We start from the raw sequence: 16,499 nt of genomic DNA, 5'->3' as shown, positions 1-16,499 counted from the left end.
ATACGTATATTTCTACGTAGTTTCACCAATATCTGCCATGCGTTTTTCACATCACTGTCGGGGCTGGAGGACGACACATGACGCAGGACATCTTTATCACCGGCTCCGGCCACACCCGTTTCGGACGGCTCGAAGACACGCTTGAGGGTATGATCGTAGAGGCGGCGCGCGAGGCGCTGGAAGAGGCTCGGATCCCGCCGGCGGACATCGATGCCGTCTTCCTCGGCCATTTCAATTCCGGGTTGGTGCCGGACGGCTTTGCCTCCTCGCTGATCTTGCAGGCGCATCCCGAGCTGCGGTTCAAACCGGCGACGCGCTGCGAGAACGCCTGCGCCTCTGGTGCCGCCGCGCTTCATGCCGGGCTGAATGCCATTACCGCCGGACGCGCCCGCAACGTCCTCGTCGTCGGCGCCGAGAAGATGACCCATCGCCCGACCGCCGATGTCACCGCCGCGCTGGCCGGAGCCGGGTATCAGAACGACGCAGCGGAAGCGGCGCTGAGCTTTCCGCAGGTCTTCGCCATCGCCGCCGGGCAATATGCCGACCGCTACGGCGATCCGATGGACGCCATGGCGCGGATCGCGGCGAAGAACCATGAAAACGCGATGAAGAACCCTCTGGCGCATATGCACAAGCCGCTGAGCCACGAGTTCTGTCGCGAGGTGAGCGACAAGAACCCGCTGATCGCGCCCCCCTTGCGGCTGAGCGATTGCTCGCTGGTGACGGATGGTGCCGCCGCCATCGTCCTGAGTGCGGCGGACGCCCATGCCCGGGACGCCACCGCCCGCGTGCGGATCGCCGCCGCCGAACATGTTTCCGATTACCTGCCCATGAGCCGCCGGGATTTCGTCGCTTTCGAGGGGCCGGAACGCGCCATTCGCCGCGCCTATGAAACCGCGGGCATCACTGTCGACGATCTCGATTTCGCGGAGGTCCATGACTGCTTCACCCCGGCGGAACTGCTCATCTACGAGGCCATGGGGCTTGCACCGAAAGGCCAGGGCGCGCGCGCTCTCGATGACGGCAGGGTCCATGCCGATGGCCGTACCCCCGTGAACCTCTCTGGCGGGCTCAAGGCCAAGGGGCACCCGGTGGGCGCGACCGGCGTGTCGATGAATGCCCTGGCGTTCCGGCAACTGACCGGACGCGCCGGCGACATGCAGCGCAAGGGCGCGGAATGGGGGCTGACCTTCAACATGGGCGGTGCCGCCGTCGCCAATTACGCCACGATCCTGCAGGCCGACCGCGCCTGACACCAGACGTTCCAAGGATTTCGAAGACGATGAACATCGCGAACTGGCTATATCAGACAGCCTTGTCATGGCCTTCCCGCCCGGCGCTCTATGAGGGCGACAGCCTGCGCCAGACCTATCACGCATTGCTGCAGGCGACCTGCGACCGGGCCGCCTGGATGCAGGCGGTGCACGGGATCGAAAAGGGCGACCGGGTTGCGATCTTTGCCAAGAACACCCCGGAATATATCGAACTGCTGCATGCCTGCTGGTGGCTCGGAGCCGTCGTCGTGCCGGTCAATTGCAAACTGCATCCGCGCGAGGCCGAGTGGATTATTCGCGATTCCGGCGCGGCCCTGACCCTGACCGAAAGCGGCAGGGTCTTCGCCGATCGACAGGACATCCGCGAGGTCGCGCTCGGCAGCCACGTCGCCGGCACAAAGGAGATCGTGCCGCCCGCCAGGGTCGGAGATCGCGACCTGGCCTGGCTGTTCTACACCTCGGGCACGACGGGCACCCCCAAGGGCGTCATGCTCAGCCATGACAATCTGCGGCACATGACCCTGTGCTATGCGCTCGATGTCGATACCGCCCGGCCCGAGGATCACATGCTTTACGCCGCTCCGATGTCTCACGGCGCGGGGCTCTACATGTTCGCGCAAATCCGTGCCGGAGGCGCACATCTCGTGCCCGCCTCCCATGGCTTCGACAGCGACGAGATCATCGCGCTTGCCAAGACCCGCGGCAATCTCGTGTTCTTTGCCGCTCCGACCATGGTCAAGCGCCTGATCGCCACGGCGAAACAGCAGGGCCATGACGGCACCGGCTTCCGCACGATCATCTATGGCGGCGGGCCGATGTATGCCCATGACATCGACGAGGCGCTTGCCTGTTTCGGACCGCGTTTCGTGCAGATCTACGGCCAGGGCGAGACGCCGATGACAATCTCCGTGCTGCCGCGTGATCTGGTGGCCGATCAGTCCCACCCGCGCTGGCGTGCGCGGCGCGCCTCGGTCGGCATTGCGCAGGGGGCGGTGACACTTGCCGTTCTTGGCCCCGACGGAACCGCCTTGCCCCCCGGTCATACCGGAGAAATCTGTGTGCAGGGGCCGACGGTGATGACGGGCTATTGGCGCAACGAAGCGGCCAGCGCACAGGCGCTGCAGGATGGCTGGCTTCGCACCGGCGATCTCGGCCATCTCGACGAGGACGGCTTTCTTTACCTGACCGACCGCTCCAAGGACGTGATCATCTCCGGCGGCACCAATATCTACCCGCGTGAGGTCGAGGAGGCGCTGCTGGCCCATCCGGCAGTGTTCGAAATTGCCGTGATCGGCGAGCCGGAGCCCGACTGGGGAGAGCAGGTCGTGGCCTATATCGTCTTCGAACCCGGCAAGAGCGCCAGCGTGCCCGAGCTTGACAGCTGGTGCCGCCAGCAGATCGCGGCCTTCAAGCGGCCGAAGCGCTACCTGTTCGTCGAGGAACTTCCGAAGAACAGCTACGGCAAGGTTCTGAAATCCGATCTGAGGTCCGGCAAAGGCGCCGCGACCGCCACGGCATAGGCCGAGAAACGATACCGGGCAGGAGGAGCCCGGCCCAAAGGGAGGAGACACCCATGAAAAGACGTGACTTTCTGAAATCGACGGGGGCTTTCGCAGGGGCGGGGCTGATCTCGGGCCTGCCCGGGCTTGCCAATGCCGCGACCTCGCTGAAATTCGACAGCTATGTCAGCGAGACGGCCGGCCCGTCCTGGGTCGACCGCTGGTTCCTCGAGGAACTCGCCAAGCGCAGCGATGGCGACATCGGCATCAAGTATTACTGGGCCGGCAGCCTCAACAGGGTCGGCGAGCATCTGGGCGCGGTGCGCGACGGCACCAGCGAAATGACACTGATCGCGCCGGGCTATTACCAGGCCGAGCTGCCGGTCACGCGCGGCCTCGAGTGGTATTTCCGCATGGACCGCGCCGATGAGCTGCAACTCGTCTGCCGCGATGTCTACGAGAATTTCGCGCCGCTGCGGCAGGAATGGGAAGAGCGCCACCGCAGCAAGGTGCTTTACTGGACCAACTGGAATTACGCGCCCCTGGTGATGCGCGATCCGATCAGCTCCATCGCCGATATCAAGGGCAAGAAGATCCGCGGCTACGGCGTCGCCACGGATGTGATCGAAAGCCTCGGCGGCATTGCCGTGCCGATGGCGGCGGGCGAGGTCTATCAGGCGCTCGAACGCGGGGTTCTGGACGGGGTCTACGGCTTCGATTTCGTCACCGCCGTCGCCTACAAGCTGCATGAGATCGCGCCGAATTTCTACGATATCGGCGACGGCCCGCACGCCCCCGCCGTCACCATCATGAACCGCCGCGTCTGGGAGGGCCTGCCCGCCGAACAGCAACAGATCTGCACCGATCTGGCCGATGAGCTGTATGGCGGGAAATTTGCCGAAATCTACAACAAGGTGCTGGCCGATTACGTTCGCAAGGCGGTTGCCGAAGGCGTGGTGTTCGCCTCCCTGTCGGACGAGGAAAAGGCGCAGACCAAGGCGCTTGTCCAGCCCGCACAGGTCGACAAGTGGATCGAGACCGTGGCCAGGCCCAACGGGATCGACGGTGCGGCCATGCAGGCGGTGGTCGAAGAGGCGATCGCCCGTCACGCCGGCACCGGAACGATGAAGCGCCCGATCGAAATCGCGGCAGACCTGTAAGTCGATGCTGGCACGCCTGAACCGCCTGTTCGACGGACTTGCCCGGATCACATCATGGGTGGCGCTGGGGTTCCTCGCCTTCATGATGGTGGCCATCACAGTGGATGTGGTGGCCCGCGCCACCTTCGGCCGTGCCGTGCCGGGGCTTTTCGAGATGACGGAAATGTCCATGGTGATGGTGGTCTTCATGGGGCTGGGGGCGACCCTGCTCGATGACGGTCACATCCGGGTCACCATGATGACCGATGCCCTGCCCGGGCCGTTTTCGCGCGGATGCACGGCACTGGCCTGGCTGTTTGCCGCCCTGACCTTCCTGATGCTGGCCTGGCCCGCAACACAGGAGGCGGCTTACTCCTTCTCGATCAGGGAGTTCCGCTGGGGGTATTTCCAGGTGCCGATCTGGTGGGCAAAGATCGCGGTGGCCGGGGGGCTCTGGTTTGCGGCGCTGCAAGCTGCCCTTCACAGCCTGCGCATCGCGCTGAAGCAGATCGAGCTGCCGCATATCGACAGCTTGCGCTCCGGCCCGGGAGACAAGCCCCTGCAATGAGCAGGACGCGGCCCGAGAGATCCCGGAGGCATGTCACCGGGATCGCGACCCAGCATTTCACAGGACATCGACAATGGATGTGACGCTCATCACCCTGCTCGCCGTCGGGCTGATCTTCTTCCTCATGGCCCTGGGCGCTCCGGTCTTCGCCGCATTGGCGCTCTCGGGGGCCTTCGGCATCGTCATGGTGGAAAACCTGGGCTTCCTGCTTGCGCGGCTGAAATCCTTCTCCTTCAGCCATACCGCCAACTACGCGCTCACGGTCATCCCGCTTTTCATCCTCATGGGGGCCTTCGCGCATCATGCGCAGGTCGGCAAACGCCTGTTCCATGTCGCCAATAAATGGGTCGGGCATCTGAGCGGCGGGCTGGCAATGGCGAGCATCCTGACCTCTGCCGGTTTTGCCGCGACCTCGGGCTCGTCGGTGGCGACGGCGGCCACGGTGGGGGCGGTCGCCATCCCCGAAATGAAGGAAAAGGGCTACGATCCGCGCCTTTCGGCCGGGGCGGTGGCGGCTGGTGGCGTGCTGGGCGTCCTGATCCCGCCCTCTGTCCTGTTGATCTTCTACGCCGCCCTGACCGAAGTCTCTGCCGGCAAGATGCTGATCGCCGGGTTCATCCCCGGCCTCATCACCACGGCCGCCTTCATGATCGGCGTCGCCCTGATCGGCCGCCGGGTGCAGCACCATTCCACCCGCGCGCCCAAGGCCTCCTGGGGGGAGAGGCTGTCATCGACGACGCAGGCCTGGCAGGTGGTCGTCCTGTTCGCGATCGTGCTGGGCGGGATTTACCTTGGCCTCGTCACCCCGACCGAAGCCGGTGCCATAGGTGCGCTGGCCGCCCTGTTCATGCTGGTCTTCGCGAAATCGGCGCGCGGGCATCTCGGTCACTACCTGTCCGAGAGCTTCCGCTCGACGGCCACCACCACGGTGATGATCCTCTTCACCATGATCGGCGCGGGTATCTTCAGCTTTTTCCTGACCCTCGTTCAGGTGCCGCAGATGATCGCCGAGACCATCACCGAAAGCGGCATCCCGCCCCATCTGATCGTCGCCGTGCTGTTGTTGCTCTATATCCCGCTCGGAATGTTCCTCGATGCCTTCTCGATGATGGTCATAACCCTGCCCATCGTGTTTCCAACGGTCTCGGGGCTTGGCTTCGATCCGATCTGGTTCGGCATTCTCTGCGTGAAAATGTGCGAGATCGGGCTGATCACGCCGCCTGTCGGCCTCAATTGTTTCGTGATCGCGGGCATCGACCGCGAAACGCCCCTGCCGGATGTGTTCCGGGGCGCACTCTGGTTCGTTGCGATCGAGATGGTGACCATCGTCCTGCTGTTCGCCTTCCCCGCGCTCATCACCTGGCTGCCCGACACGATGATGGCCCGATAAGACAGGAGATCCCCATGACACAGCGCACAGATTACGGCACCGCCTTCATCACCGGCGGCGGCTCCGGCATCGGGCGTGCCAGCGCCCTGCGGCTGGCGGCCCTCGGGGCCCGCGTGGCCGTGGCCGACCTGAGGTTCGAGGCGGCCGAAGAGGTCGCGCAGGCGATCCGGTCGCAAGGGGGGGAGGCAATCGCGCTTGCCCATGATGTCGCGGATGCCGGCGTTCTGCCAGGCGTCGTTGCACAGGCCGAAGAGCAGCTTGGTCCCATCGACATTCTGGTGAACAGCGCCGGGCTCATCCTGGTCGAGCCGCTTCTGGATTTCGCCCCCGAGAGCTGGAACAGGATCATGGATGTCAATGTCACCGGCACCTTTCGGGTGAGCCAGCATATCGCCCGCGGCATGGCAGAGCGCGGTTATGGCCGGATCATAAACATCGCCTCCATCTCCGGTCTGCGCGCCGGTGTCGGACGGACCGCCTATGGGACGTCGAAGGCCGCGATCATCGGTCTCACACGGCAATTTGCCTTGGAACTGGGCTCCAGAAGCATCACGGCAAATGCCATCGCGCCGGGAATTATCGAAACCCCGATGACGCTGGCGGCCTATAGCGAAGATACCTGGAAGCGCGTTCTGGAGATGATCCCGGCGCGCCGTCGTGGCCAGCCAGAGGATATCGCCGAAGCGGTCGCTTTTCTTGCAAGCCCCGCAGCGTCATATGTAAACGGCGAAGTCCTAACCGTCGATGGCGGCTATGTTGCATCTGGCATGACGCAGACCGGTAACCTAGAAACTTGAATGGCGCAGTTTCGATAGCGCGTTGCCGTGGCTGGGGCATCGTCGGCTTTGTCGCCGAGCTGCACCAGACGGCGTTCACACTGCCTGTCGCACAGAAGTCTCGCCACTCCCCAATCGATGGCAGAACCAGCCGGCACCCAGACTATGCGAAATCTGAGAGGCGCCGGAAGAAGTTCGAGGACCCCTTCGGCTTGGCCGAAGCCATCGGCGGCATGGCGCAGACCATGTATCGCGGCATCGAGCGCGTACGGGACCGATTCACGCTTTCGATGACGACCTGCAATCTCGCGAGGATTGCCGAAACTGCTCGCTGCCTGAAGCCGAAAAGAGAGCATTCGGGCCGAACCCGAGACCCCAATTCGCAAACAAATCGACAATTCCGTGGAAAGTGTTTCTCTAACGGATCCTTTTCAACGACCTGCTAGGCAGAATGTTAATCGCAAGGTAATTACACGACCCTATCTCTAAGAGACCGAGTGATTCTTTTGGGAAGGTCGTGATGCGCGTCGTCGCAATGATATGTTTGATCCTGGGGCCCTTGGTCGCGGCGCCCGTATTGGCGTTAACTGGTCGTCCCATTCAAACAGCGACCACACTTCTTGTTGTCGGCCCCATGAACGGCTTGCCTGACATCCTGCGGCGTGCGGGCGGACGCCCCATCGGCCCGACGCGCGCGCCGTTCGCCCTGCTCGCCGTTGCAGACGACCATCCAGAGGACTTTCCCGAGCGTCTGAAAACCGAAGGTGCATGGTTGGTCCTCGACGGCGCGATCGCAGCGCAACTTTGTGGAGTTTAAAATGGCCGATTCCACCTCTTCCCTGGAAATTGCGCAGGCAAAAGGTCTACGCCTGATTGGCTATCTCAACGTTCTGCTAACGCCCGTTCCGGCGATCGGTGCTTGGTTGGCGGGCTTGTCTCCGTGGCCGTTTCTGGCGATGTCTCTCGCGATTGCCGCGGTGACCATCGGCCTTCAGCGCCGTGGCGGGAGTATGGCGCGGATCGCAGTGTCGCTTGGTGCGATGGGTCAATTGCCTCTGCTGACTGCGGCACTGGCCGGAAACCCTTGGCAACTTGACTCCCACCTGATCTATTTTGCCGTGCTGGCGGTACTGGTTATCCTGCAGGACCAGCGGGCGCTTCTCTCCGCTTCAGGAATCGTCATTGTTCATCACGCACTGCTGACGTTTTTTCTGCCGACGCTGATTTATCCGAGTAGCGGCTTGCTGGTTGATTTGGGGCGCCTGGCGCTACACGGCACCGTGTGGGTAGCCGAAACCGGAGGTCTGCTTTACCTTTTGCGCATGCAGCTCAGTCAGCGTGACCAGATCGAGCAAGAGGCAGCAAGGCTATCCGATGCGTTGGCAAGCTCTCAAGAGCTGCAACTGAATTTGACCCAAAAGGAAGCCGAGCAGCTCAATGTCATGGAGCGGTTCAGCGCGGCTTTGACCAAATTGGCCAAAGGGGACCTTGCGACACGCATAGAGACGATCTTTCCGGATCAGTTCGAACCGCTGCGGAACGAATTCAACAGCGCTGTCAACTCGTTGTCGGCCGCCATGTTCAGCGTCCAGGAAAACGCGGATTCAATCAAGTCGGATACAAGAAACATTGCCTCGGCATCCGAGAAACTTGCCAAACGGACAGAGGATCAGGCGCACGCTCTGGGAAGTGTGACCTCGCGTATTGATGCAATCAGTGAGGTCATGTCCTCCGCATCAGAAGACGCCCGGCAGGTCGCGATGACGACGGCCGAGATGAGAGCCGATGCGGAAAACGGCATGAAAGTAGTCGACGGTGCGTTGGACGCAATGGGTCAAATCAGGAGCAGCTCAGGCCAGATCCTGTCAGTTGTCGATTTGATTGAAGACGTAGCGTTTCAGACCAACCTCCTTGCGCTCAATGCCGGGGTCGAGGCCGCGCGTGCGGGGTCGGCCGGTCAAGGCTTCGCTGTTGTCGCATCGGAAGTTCGTGCGCTTGCTGGCCGTTCTTCGGATGCGGCCCGCGAAATCAGTGCTCTCATAAACGATAGCGCCCGGCAGGTTCAAAACGGTGTGGAACTCGTCGACAACGCCGGCACCGTCCTTCGTGGTGTTCTAGAAGCGGTGCGCAAGGCATCTGACTCCATGCAGAACATTGCATCGACGGTCGGGACCCACTCACAAGGAATCGCCGATTTGAAACATACCATGGGTGAGCTTGATCAGCTTACACAGCAGAATGCAGCAATGTTTGAAGAAACGTCTGCTGCAACGACAGCTTTGACCGCCGCAACAAATTTGCTTAGCGAGATTGTGGCGGAATTTCAAAATGCCGCCGAGAATGAGAATTCAGCGCCACTTCTCTGCCAGATCTCCTAACAGGCTGCTGAAAAACTCCGGCCTCGACGCCCTTCGTGGAACATGGTTCATCGCCACCACGGCAGGGTCGGAGACGGCGATGCACGGATCGGACAAGGTGACGGGATCGCTATTCAGTTACGTCGATCTCGAGGAGCACAATACCGCAAGGCATCTGCTGCGCAAGATCAGGTCCGTCGTCAACGATGCGCTGCGCTCGTTGGATGCTGAGTTCGACCGGCTGTACGCCGGCGAGGAGCGCCTCGACGGACTAGTAAAGGACCGCGCACATCTTCACGCGGGAGACCTCCTCCAACACCGTGCGCCCGAACTGTCTACTTAGCCTTCTTTCCATGCTATCTTGGGAAAGGAGTACCCCGCCATGCCGCGCTGACAGCAGCCCTCGACAGCCTGCCTCCGCTCGCGGGGGTGAACGACCTTATAACATACCAAACCTTGGGGATCAGGGACATCGTTGCCCACCGGGCGGCGGCCATCGCCCGAGATGAAAAACGCGGCGCCCGGGCGGGCGCCGCGCTGCAAGGCGAAACCAGCGCGCGGACCGGACCACCCGGCCTGCGCGCAGGCGTTCAGAACGTCACCCGGAGGCCGAGGCCCAATTCGCGCGGCTGGGCGATTTCCGCCGCGTCGTTCGTGCTGACCGACAGCGCGGCGCGGTTGTCGAAAACGTTATTCACATAGGCGAAATACTCGACCCCGTCGCGCGGGCGGTAGCTCAGGCGCATATTGGCAAGCGCATAGCCATCGACCTCGGCAGCGGGCTCATTGGTGTCGTCGCTGTAATAGCCGTCGACATAGCGCATGTCGCCCTGAAGCGTCACATCCGGCGTGATGTCCCAGGCCGCGCCAAGTCCGACAGAATAGCCCGGAGAGCGCGCGAACTCGTTGCCTTCGTATTTGGTGCCGTCATGATCGCTGAACTCGGTCACCTCGGTCTGCAACGCCCCGATATCGCCCGACAGGCGCAAGGTCGAACTCGCCTGATAATCGGCGCTCAACTCGAAGCCATAGGCATGGGCGCGCTCGCCGTTCACGATCATCGAGCCCTGCGTCACGCTGCAATCGGCGTTCAGGCAGTTGATCACCGACCGCTGGATATCCCTGTATTTGGTGTAAAACAGGTTGGCTGAGACATCGAGCGCCCCGTCAAGCGCGCTCCCCCGGAGGAAGATCTCGGAATTCAAAGCCGTCTCGGGGTCGAACTCGTAATACTCCTTGCCATGGAAATTGGTGCCCGAGCCGCCGGGCAGATAGCCCTTGCTGACCGTGGCGCCCAGCGTCCAGTCGGAATTGAGGTCATGCGAAAGCGTCAGCGCCGGCAGGATTTCGGTAAAGGTCTCGTCATAATCGAGCCTCTCGTCCACGACATAGCTGGTCTTGCCCTCGATTTCGATCCTGTCCTGTTGCAGGCGCAGCCCGCCGGTCAGCGCCCAGTCGGAGGCAAAGCGCCAGGTCGCCTCGCCGAACAGCGCGAGGCTGCGGGTCCGGTAGGACAGATCGGCGCTGCCCAACGGGACCCCCTCATAGCTGTTGGCGAAATCCGCATCGGCATCCTCATCGGAGAAATAGACCCCCAGAACACCGCTCCAGATATCCTCGCCCTGGCCCAGGGTCAGCTTCAGCTCGTTGCTGAGCGTTGCGGAATCGCGCGCGGCGGTGCCGGAATAGGGGGCGGCAAAGGTAAAATCATAGTCGGCTTCGGAATACTGAAGCTGGTTCGACAGCCGTATCCCGTTGTCGAAGTCGTACTGGGTATCCAGCACCACCCCGTCCGCGATCACATCCATGTAGTCCTGGTAATCACTCGCATTATCGAGGTCGCGATAGGGCTTGGTCACCTGCTCGTTGCTGGGACGGTGCAGATCGGTATGCGAATAGGTCAGCTTGACCCGCAGCCCCGGCATATCCGCCGGTTCCCACAAAAGCTTCAGGCGGCCGTTCAGCGAGGCGAAATCATAGTCGAAATCCGGCTCGGTGAAATCCGGGTGGGTGTAATCGACGAAGGTGTCGCGACCGGTGTAATCCAGCGCAAGCCGCGCCGCGAAATCCTGGCTGAGCGGGCCGGAGGCCGCGAAGGACAGCCTGCGCTTGTTCCGGCTGCCATAGACCGCCTGAGCGGAATATTCCGGCTCGAAGGTCGGATCCTTGGTGGTCACCACCACCGCGCCCGCGATCGCGTTGGCCCCCTGCGAGGTTGTCTGCGGCCCGCGGAACACCTCGATCGACTCGACATCCCAGGTCGTGCCGCCGCCGGCGCCAAGCTCCACCGAAGAGACATAGCGCCCGTCGATACTCATCGTCGCGCGTGGCAGCGGCTTGGCCAGATAGGCGTTGCCGCCGATCAGCGGGCCGTCGGTGTCGACCCCCCGGATGATGGGCGCGCTGGTAGAGCCGGGAATGAGCACGTTCGGCGTGTCGGCGATGACCTCGTTGACCGTCCCCGATGCGGACTTTTCCTCGATCTCCTCATCCCCCAGAACGCTGACCGAACTGGAGGTATCCTTCAGGGACCGCTCCGCGATATTGCCGCGGATGATGATATCCCCCAGGTAATAGCCCGTGTCGGGGCCCTGCTGGGCAAGGGCTGTCCCCGGCGCAATGCAGACCGGGGCAACAAGCGCGCTGGCCATGAGCGCCGCGCGGCTGGAAAGACGTATTTGCATCATGTTCGTCCCGAATATTGACTGTTTCTTGGGATGTCGTGTCTCTCCGGGACAAACAGAGCCAACCGGCGCGCGGCCGGATCTGCCGCGCGATGCCTGCCGCCACATCACGATGGCGGTCACGACCGGCGAAACCCGCTCCGGGGTCGCGCGGCATCTTCCGATATTCGCTGGATTTCCGGCCTGTCGAGAATCCCGTTCACACCCTGTGGCAACCAGAAGCTGGCTATCGGAAGCTGGCTATCGGACGAAGGGAGGCTTCAACGCATCGGTGGCGGGCGGCGCCCATGGCTCTCGGAATTGCAGTCTGGCACGTAACCTTCGTCGACCTGACGGCATGGATGCACTGGGGCACCGATCCATACGCGTCAGATGCTCCGTAGATGCCGTCTGAAATCCTACCTGTCAATTAGTTTATTAAGATAAACTAAATTGGAGGGCCGAGCCGGTCGCAGCTCTCATTCCGGCGGAGACAGGCGCCACCGACACGCCCCTTCCGGCCGGGCTCACCCGTCATCCCCGCTCAGCGCGATCGCTCCGGCAATCAGCGCCTTCAGGCCGAACTCGTGCAACGGTTCGATCTTCTCCCCGTCCGGTGCCTCCGAGGGCGCCTCCGACCGGGACGTATCGGCGATGGCGCAGCAATGATAGGCAACGGTAAAGACCAGCCGACTGGACTGCGCCGCTGTCAGCCCGAAGCACTCGGCCACCCGCGCCTGGTGTTCTTGCGTGTGGCACAGCATCGCATCGGTGATCCAGTCGCGGCGCAGAAGGTAGGGCGCAATCCCCGCATGCCGGTGCACCAGACGCCAGAGGCTGAGGCTGAAACGGTGCAGATAGGCCTCGAGATCCGCATCCTCTTCAGGGTCCGGCAGGGGCCAGCGCAGGAAGGCCTCCTCGGCGACCAGGCTGCGCAGCTCTTCGAGGCCGCCGACACGCTTGTAAAGCGCCATCTGCGTGACCCCCAAAGCGGCCGCGACGCCCACGACGGACAACTGCGCCAGACCCAGGGCGATGCCGGCATCGGCAACCCGCTCGCGGGTGATGGTCCGCGGGCGGCCTCGGCCGGGTCTGGGCTTGGGATCGGTCATCGCGGCATCTCCATTGCGCGGCAAAGCGTGATCACACGAAGGTAACGCCTGCGCCACAGTCTGACAAACAGCCCGCCTTTCATATCCGAGTGTTTCTCTGGGTCTTTCTTGCATGTTTAGTTTATGGACCCTATAGAAAATCCACCCCCCCGGGCGGCGCGCCCATCGACTGAATGCCTGGTGACATGACAACACAGCCCAATGGCCCCGCCGGGCCCTCCACCCCGCCGATCACCCGCCTCCTGGCGCCGATTCGCATGCAGCTGCGCCTGGCCGCCGCACTTGCCGGCGCCGGGCAGATCCTGACCCTTGTGCCGCTGGCCGGGATCGCCCTGATCGGGCGTCAGGCGCTTGGCCTGCCCGAGGCCGCGGCGACGGTGCCGGTGCTGACCGTCGCGACGATCTGTATCGCGGCGCTCGTCGTCGGATTGTCCCTGCTGACGCTGGCGGAATACCTGGCCCACCTCGCCGACAATTCCCTGACCGACACCTTGCGCAACCGCCTGACCGAGCGTCTCACGCAGGTTCCGCTGGGCTGGTTCACCTCGCGCAGCTCGGGCAGCGTCAAGCGGGCGCTGCAGGACGACATGAACACGCTGCACGAGCTCTCGGCGCATTATTTCACCACGCGGGCGCGCTGCTTCGGCGCCATCGCCGCCGCCGCAGCGTTCCTCGCCCTTGTCGACTGGCGCATGGCGATCGTCAGCCTCGCGCCCTTCCCGCTCTATTACCTCATTTTCGGCGCCACCCGCAGATCCATCGGCCCGGACCGCATGGCAAGCTATGTCTCGGCCCAGACCGCGATCGGCGATGCGGTGGGAGAGTTCGGCAGGGCGATGCCGGTCCTGCGCACCTTCGGCAAGACCGGCGAGGCGCATGAGGCCTATTCGGGGGCGGTGCATCGGTTCCTGGACGCGTTCCTGCGCTTCACGAAGCCGCTGGTCGCCCCGCTGGCGACGGCCAACGCGCTGATCACCCCCGTCACCGTGGTCAGCATCGTGCTCGCCTCGGGTGCGCTGTTCATCGGAGCCGGATGGATGGCCCCGGCCGATCTTCTTCCGTTCCTTCTGATCGCGCCGGGGGTCTCGGCGCCGCTTCTGCTTCTGGGCTTCATGGCGCATGGGCTGGCACATTCCACCGCCGCAGCCGACCGGATCGACGCGGTGCTGAACACCCCGACCCTGCCCGTGCCGCCCCCCGGCGAGGGCGTGACGCCCGACGGAAACCGGCTGTGCTTCGAGGCGGTCAGCTATGCCTATGAGGACGGAACCGAGACCCTTTCGGACATCGACCTGACGCTGGAGCCCGGCACCATGACCGCCATTGTCGGCGCCTCGGGGGCGGGAAAATCCACCATCGCGCGGCTGGCGCTGCGGTTCTTCGATCCCACCGAGGGGCGGATCACGCTGGGCGGGACCGATCTGCGCGACATCGTGCCTGCCGAGCTGTACCGGCGCATGGGCTTCGTGCTGCAGGACGTGCAGCTGATCCATGCCAGCCTGCATGACAACATCGCCCTGGGCCGTCCCGATGCGACCCGCGAAGAGGTGACGGCCGCGGCCAGGGCCGCCCAGATCCATGACCGCATCCTGGCCCTGCCGCAGGGCTATGACAGCATCCTGGGGCGCGACGCCATGCTCTCGGGCGGCGAGGCGCAGCGCGTCAGCATCGCCCGCGCGCTGCTGCTCAACCCGCCGCTGCTCGTGCTCGACGAGGTGACCTCGGCGATGGATGCCGAAGGCGAGCTGGCGCTTCAGAAGGCGCTGTCCGAACTGGCGCGGGGCCGCACGCTGCTGGTCATCGCGCACCGGCTGGAAACCGTTACCGGGGCCGACCGCATCGTGGTGCTGCAGGATGGCCGCATCGCGGAAACCGGCACCCATGAGGCGCTTCTGGCGCGAAACGGGCGCTATGCCACGCTCTGGGCGCAGAGCGGATCGCAGCTGCCCGCCCCGACCCAAGACCCGGAGATCGCCCGATGATGCGCATGTTCCTGAAATTGCTGGGCGACGATGTGAAGATCTTCCGCCACTACGCCGCAATGGCGCTGGCCTCGGGCGCGCTGAACACGATTACCATCGCGCTGACCGTCCCCGTTCTGCTGCGCCTGCTGCAGGGCGATGCGGCGGCCGCGCTGCCCTGGCTGGCCGCCCTGCTGACGGGCGCGCTGGCCTGCCTGATCCTGCGCAGACAGGTCGAACAGGCCGGCATCAAGGTGGGAATCGCGGTTCTCGAAGGGGTCCGCCTGCGGCTTGGCAATCATGTCGCGCGCCTGCCCATCGGCTGGTTCGACAGCGCCGCGACCGGCCGCCTGAACCATGCGCTGACCCAGGGGGTGATGGAGGTGGCGCAGCTGCCCGCCCATGTCTTCACCCCGGTCCTGACCGGGCTGGTGGTGCCCCCCGGCCTTGCGCTGGTGCTGTTCTGGCTGGAGCCGCGGATCGGCCTGATCGCACTGGCGGCGCTTCCCCTCATGGTCGCCGTCTTCGCGCTTGCCGCGCGGCTGGGGCGCGACGCGGATCGCGGCTATCACGCGGCGGCGGCCCGGACCGGCGAGCGCGCGGTGGAGTTCGCCCGCACCCAGGCCGTGCTGCGCGCCTTCAGCGGCGACGGGGCCAGCGCGCGGTTTCTCATGGATGCCTTTGCCGGACAGCGCCAGGCCGTGCGTCGGCTGATCCGCCTGTCGACCGCCTCGGTCGTGCTGAACGGCTGGGCGCTTCAGGCGGTCTTCGCGGCCATGCTCCTTGTCGCGCTCCGCTTGCTCGACGCCGATCTGACGCCCGCGCAAGGGCTGTCGCTGGTCGTTGCGCTGGTGCTGGCGCAGCGCTTCATCGAGCCGATGACCGAGCTGGCAGGATATGGCGAGGCGCTGCGCGGCGCGCGCAACCACCTTGCCGCACTGACGGAGATCGCCGAGGCCCGCCCCCTGCCCCGCGCCGAGCATCCCCAGCCCCCCCGCGACAGCTCGGTCGCGCTGGAGGATGTGACCTTTCGCTATTCACCCGACACGGCGCCCGTGCTGGAGGGCCTGTCGCTCCGGGTCGCGCCGGGCAGCATGACCGCGCTCGTCGGCGCCTCGGGATCGGGCAAAAGCACCGTGGTGCGGCTGGTTGCACGGTTCTTCGACGTCGAGCGCGGCCGCGTCTCGATCGGCGGCGTGGATGTGCGCGACATGTCCGAAGAGGTCCTCTCGGCGCAGATCAGCCAGATCTTCCAGGACACCTATCTGCTCGAGGGCACGATTGCCGAGAACATCCGCATGGGCCGCCCCGATGCCGACGCGGAAGAGATCGCCGAGGCGGCCCGGCTCGCCGGGGTCGACGAGATCGTCCGACGCCTGCCGCAAGGGCTCGACAGCCCGACCGGCGAGGGCGGCGTCCGGCTCTCGGGCGGAGAACGCCAGCGCATCGCCATCGCGCGGGCCCTGCTCAAGGACGCCCCGATCCTGCTGGTCGACGAGGCGACCGCAGCACTCGATGCGGCGAACCGCGCGCTCGTCACCGAGACGCTCGCCCGGCTGCGCGGCAAGCGGACGCTGATCGTGATCGCGCATCAGCTTTCCACGATCCGCATGGCCGACCGGGTCGCCGTGCTGGAGGCCGGGCGGATCGTCGAACAGGGCCCGCCCGAGGCGCTGGCGCAACGCGGCGGGCCCTATGCCTGGCTTCTGCGACTGCGTGAGGCCGCGCAAGCCTGGCGCATGGACAGCCCCGAATAGCGC

12 protein-coding genes and 2 pseudogenes are annotated in these 16,499 nt (G+C 64.3%); 12 read left to right on the top strand and 2 right to left on the bottom strand.

The window, feature by feature from the left end; genetic code table 11:
• Positions 1 to 77: 77 nt before the first annotated feature.
• From A6W98_RS07155 to A6W98_RS20950, 10 genes and pseudogenes are all read left to right on the top strand, one after another.
• Entirely contained in the window at positions 78 to 1,253 is a 1,176-nt protein-coding gene (locus tag A6W98_RS07155) for a thiolase domain-containing protein (RefSeq protein WP_042459661.1), read from the top strand.
• 29 nt (positions 1,254 to 1,282) lie between these two features.
• Positions 1,283 to 2,794, top strand: a complete 1,512-nt coding sequence (locus tag A6W98_RS07150) for a class I adenylate-forming enzyme family protein (RefSeq protein ID WP_042459658.1) — start codon at positions 1,283 to 1,285, stop codon at positions 2,792 to 2,794.
• A 53-nt stretch (positions 2,795 to 2,847) separates the two neighbouring features.
• The gene (locus A6W98_RS07145) at positions 2,848 to 3,933 is read left to right on the top strand and encodes a C4-dicarboxylate TRAP transporter substrate-binding protein (protein ID WP_042459654.1); all 1,086 of its coding nucleotides are present in this window, start codon (positions 2,848 to 2,850) and stop codon (positions 3,931 to 3,933) included.
• 4 nt (positions 3,934 to 3,937) lie between these two features.
• Positions 3,938 to 4,480 carry a TRAP transporter small permease gene (locus A6W98_RS07140; protein WP_042459653.1) on the top strand — a complete coding sequence of 181 codons (543 nt, stop codon included), beginning with the start codon at positions 3,938 to 3,940 and terminating at the stop codon, positions 4,478 to 4,480.
• Positions 4,481 to 4,553: 73 nt separating this feature from the next.
• Positions 4,554 to 5,870, top strand: coding sequence for a TRAP transporter large permease (locus A6W98_RS07135; protein ID WP_042459650.1), 1,317 nt, complete (start codon positions 4,554 to 4,556; stop codon positions 5,868 to 5,870).
• Between the two features lie 14 nt (positions 5,871 to 5,884).
• Positions 5,885 to 6,667 (top strand): SDR family NAD(P)-dependent oxidoreductase, encoded by a 783-nt coding sequence (locus A6W98_RS07130; protein ID WP_042459648.1) that lies wholly within the window; start codon positions 5,885 to 5,887, stop codon positions 6,665 to 6,667.
• Between the two features lie 44 nt (positions 6,668 to 6,711).
• A pseudogene (locus tag A6W98_RS21880) lies at positions 6,712 to 6,985 on the top strand (IS5/IS1182 family transposase); the annotation flags it as partial.
• Between the two features lie 181 nt (positions 6,986 to 7,166).
• The gene (locus tag A6W98_RS20955) at positions 7,167 to 7,463 is read left to right on the top strand and encodes a hypothetical protein (RefSeq protein WP_052677963.1); all 297 of its coding nucleotides are present in this window, start codon (positions 7,167 to 7,169) and stop codon (positions 7,461 to 7,463) included.
• A gap of 1 nt (position 7,464) precedes the next feature.
• Positions 7,465 to 9,024, top strand: a complete 1,560-nt coding sequence (locus tag A6W98_RS07125) for a methyl-accepting chemotaxis protein (RefSeq protein WP_042459645.1) — start codon at positions 7,465 to 7,467, stop codon at positions 9,022 to 9,024.
• 79 nt (positions 9,025 to 9,103) lie between these two features.
• A pseudogene (locus A6W98_RS20950) lies at positions 9,104 to 9,265 on the top strand (IS5/IS1182 family transposase); the annotation flags it as partial.
• Positions 9,266 to 9,593: 328 nt separating this feature from the next.
• Here A6W98_RS20950 and A6W98_RS07115 read toward each other — a convergent pair.
• Positions 9,594 to 11,687, bottom strand: coding sequence for a TonB-dependent receptor (locus tag A6W98_RS07115; RefSeq protein ID WP_063490978.1), 2,094 nt, complete (start codon positions 11,685 to 11,687; stop codon positions 9,594 to 9,596).
• Positions 11,688 to 12,193: 506 nt separating this feature from the next.
• Entirely contained in the window at positions 12,194 to 12,778 is a 585-nt protein-coding gene (locus A6W98_RS07110) for a TetR/AcrR family transcriptional regulator (protein ID WP_042459642.1), read from the bottom strand.
• A gap of 257 nt (positions 12,779 to 13,035) precedes the next feature.
• On the opposite strand from A6W98_RS07110, the gene A6W98_RS07105 reads away from it, so the two are divergent.
• Both A6W98_RS07105 and A6W98_RS07100 read left to right on the top strand, forming a co-directional pair.
• Complete coding sequence (locus A6W98_RS07105; protein ID WP_196760254.1) at positions 13,036 to 14,760, top strand: ABC transporter ATP-binding protein; 1,725 nt, start codon at positions 13,036 to 13,038, stop codon at positions 14,758 to 14,760.
• Positions 14,757 to 16,496, top strand: a complete 1,740-nt coding sequence (locus tag A6W98_RS07100; RefSeq protein ID WP_042459636.1) for an ABC transporter ATP-binding protein — start codon at positions 14,757 to 14,759, stop codon at positions 16,494 to 16,496. Before A6W98_RS07105 ends, A6W98_RS07100 begins: the two co-directional genes overlap by 4 nt.
• The last annotated feature ends 3 nt before the right edge of the window (positions 16,497 to 16,499 follow it).

Origin of the sequence: Rhodovulum sulfidophilum DSM 1374, from assembly GCF_001633165.1 — a bacterium.
In the GTDB taxonomy this organism is placed as follows: Bacteria; Pseudomonadota; Alphaproteobacteria; order Rhodobacterales; family Rhodobacteraceae; genus Rhodovulum; species Rhodovulum sulfidophilum.
The sequence above is the reverse complement of the archived record's forward strand: the minus strand, read 5'-3'. Positions and strand labels throughout refer to the sequence as shown.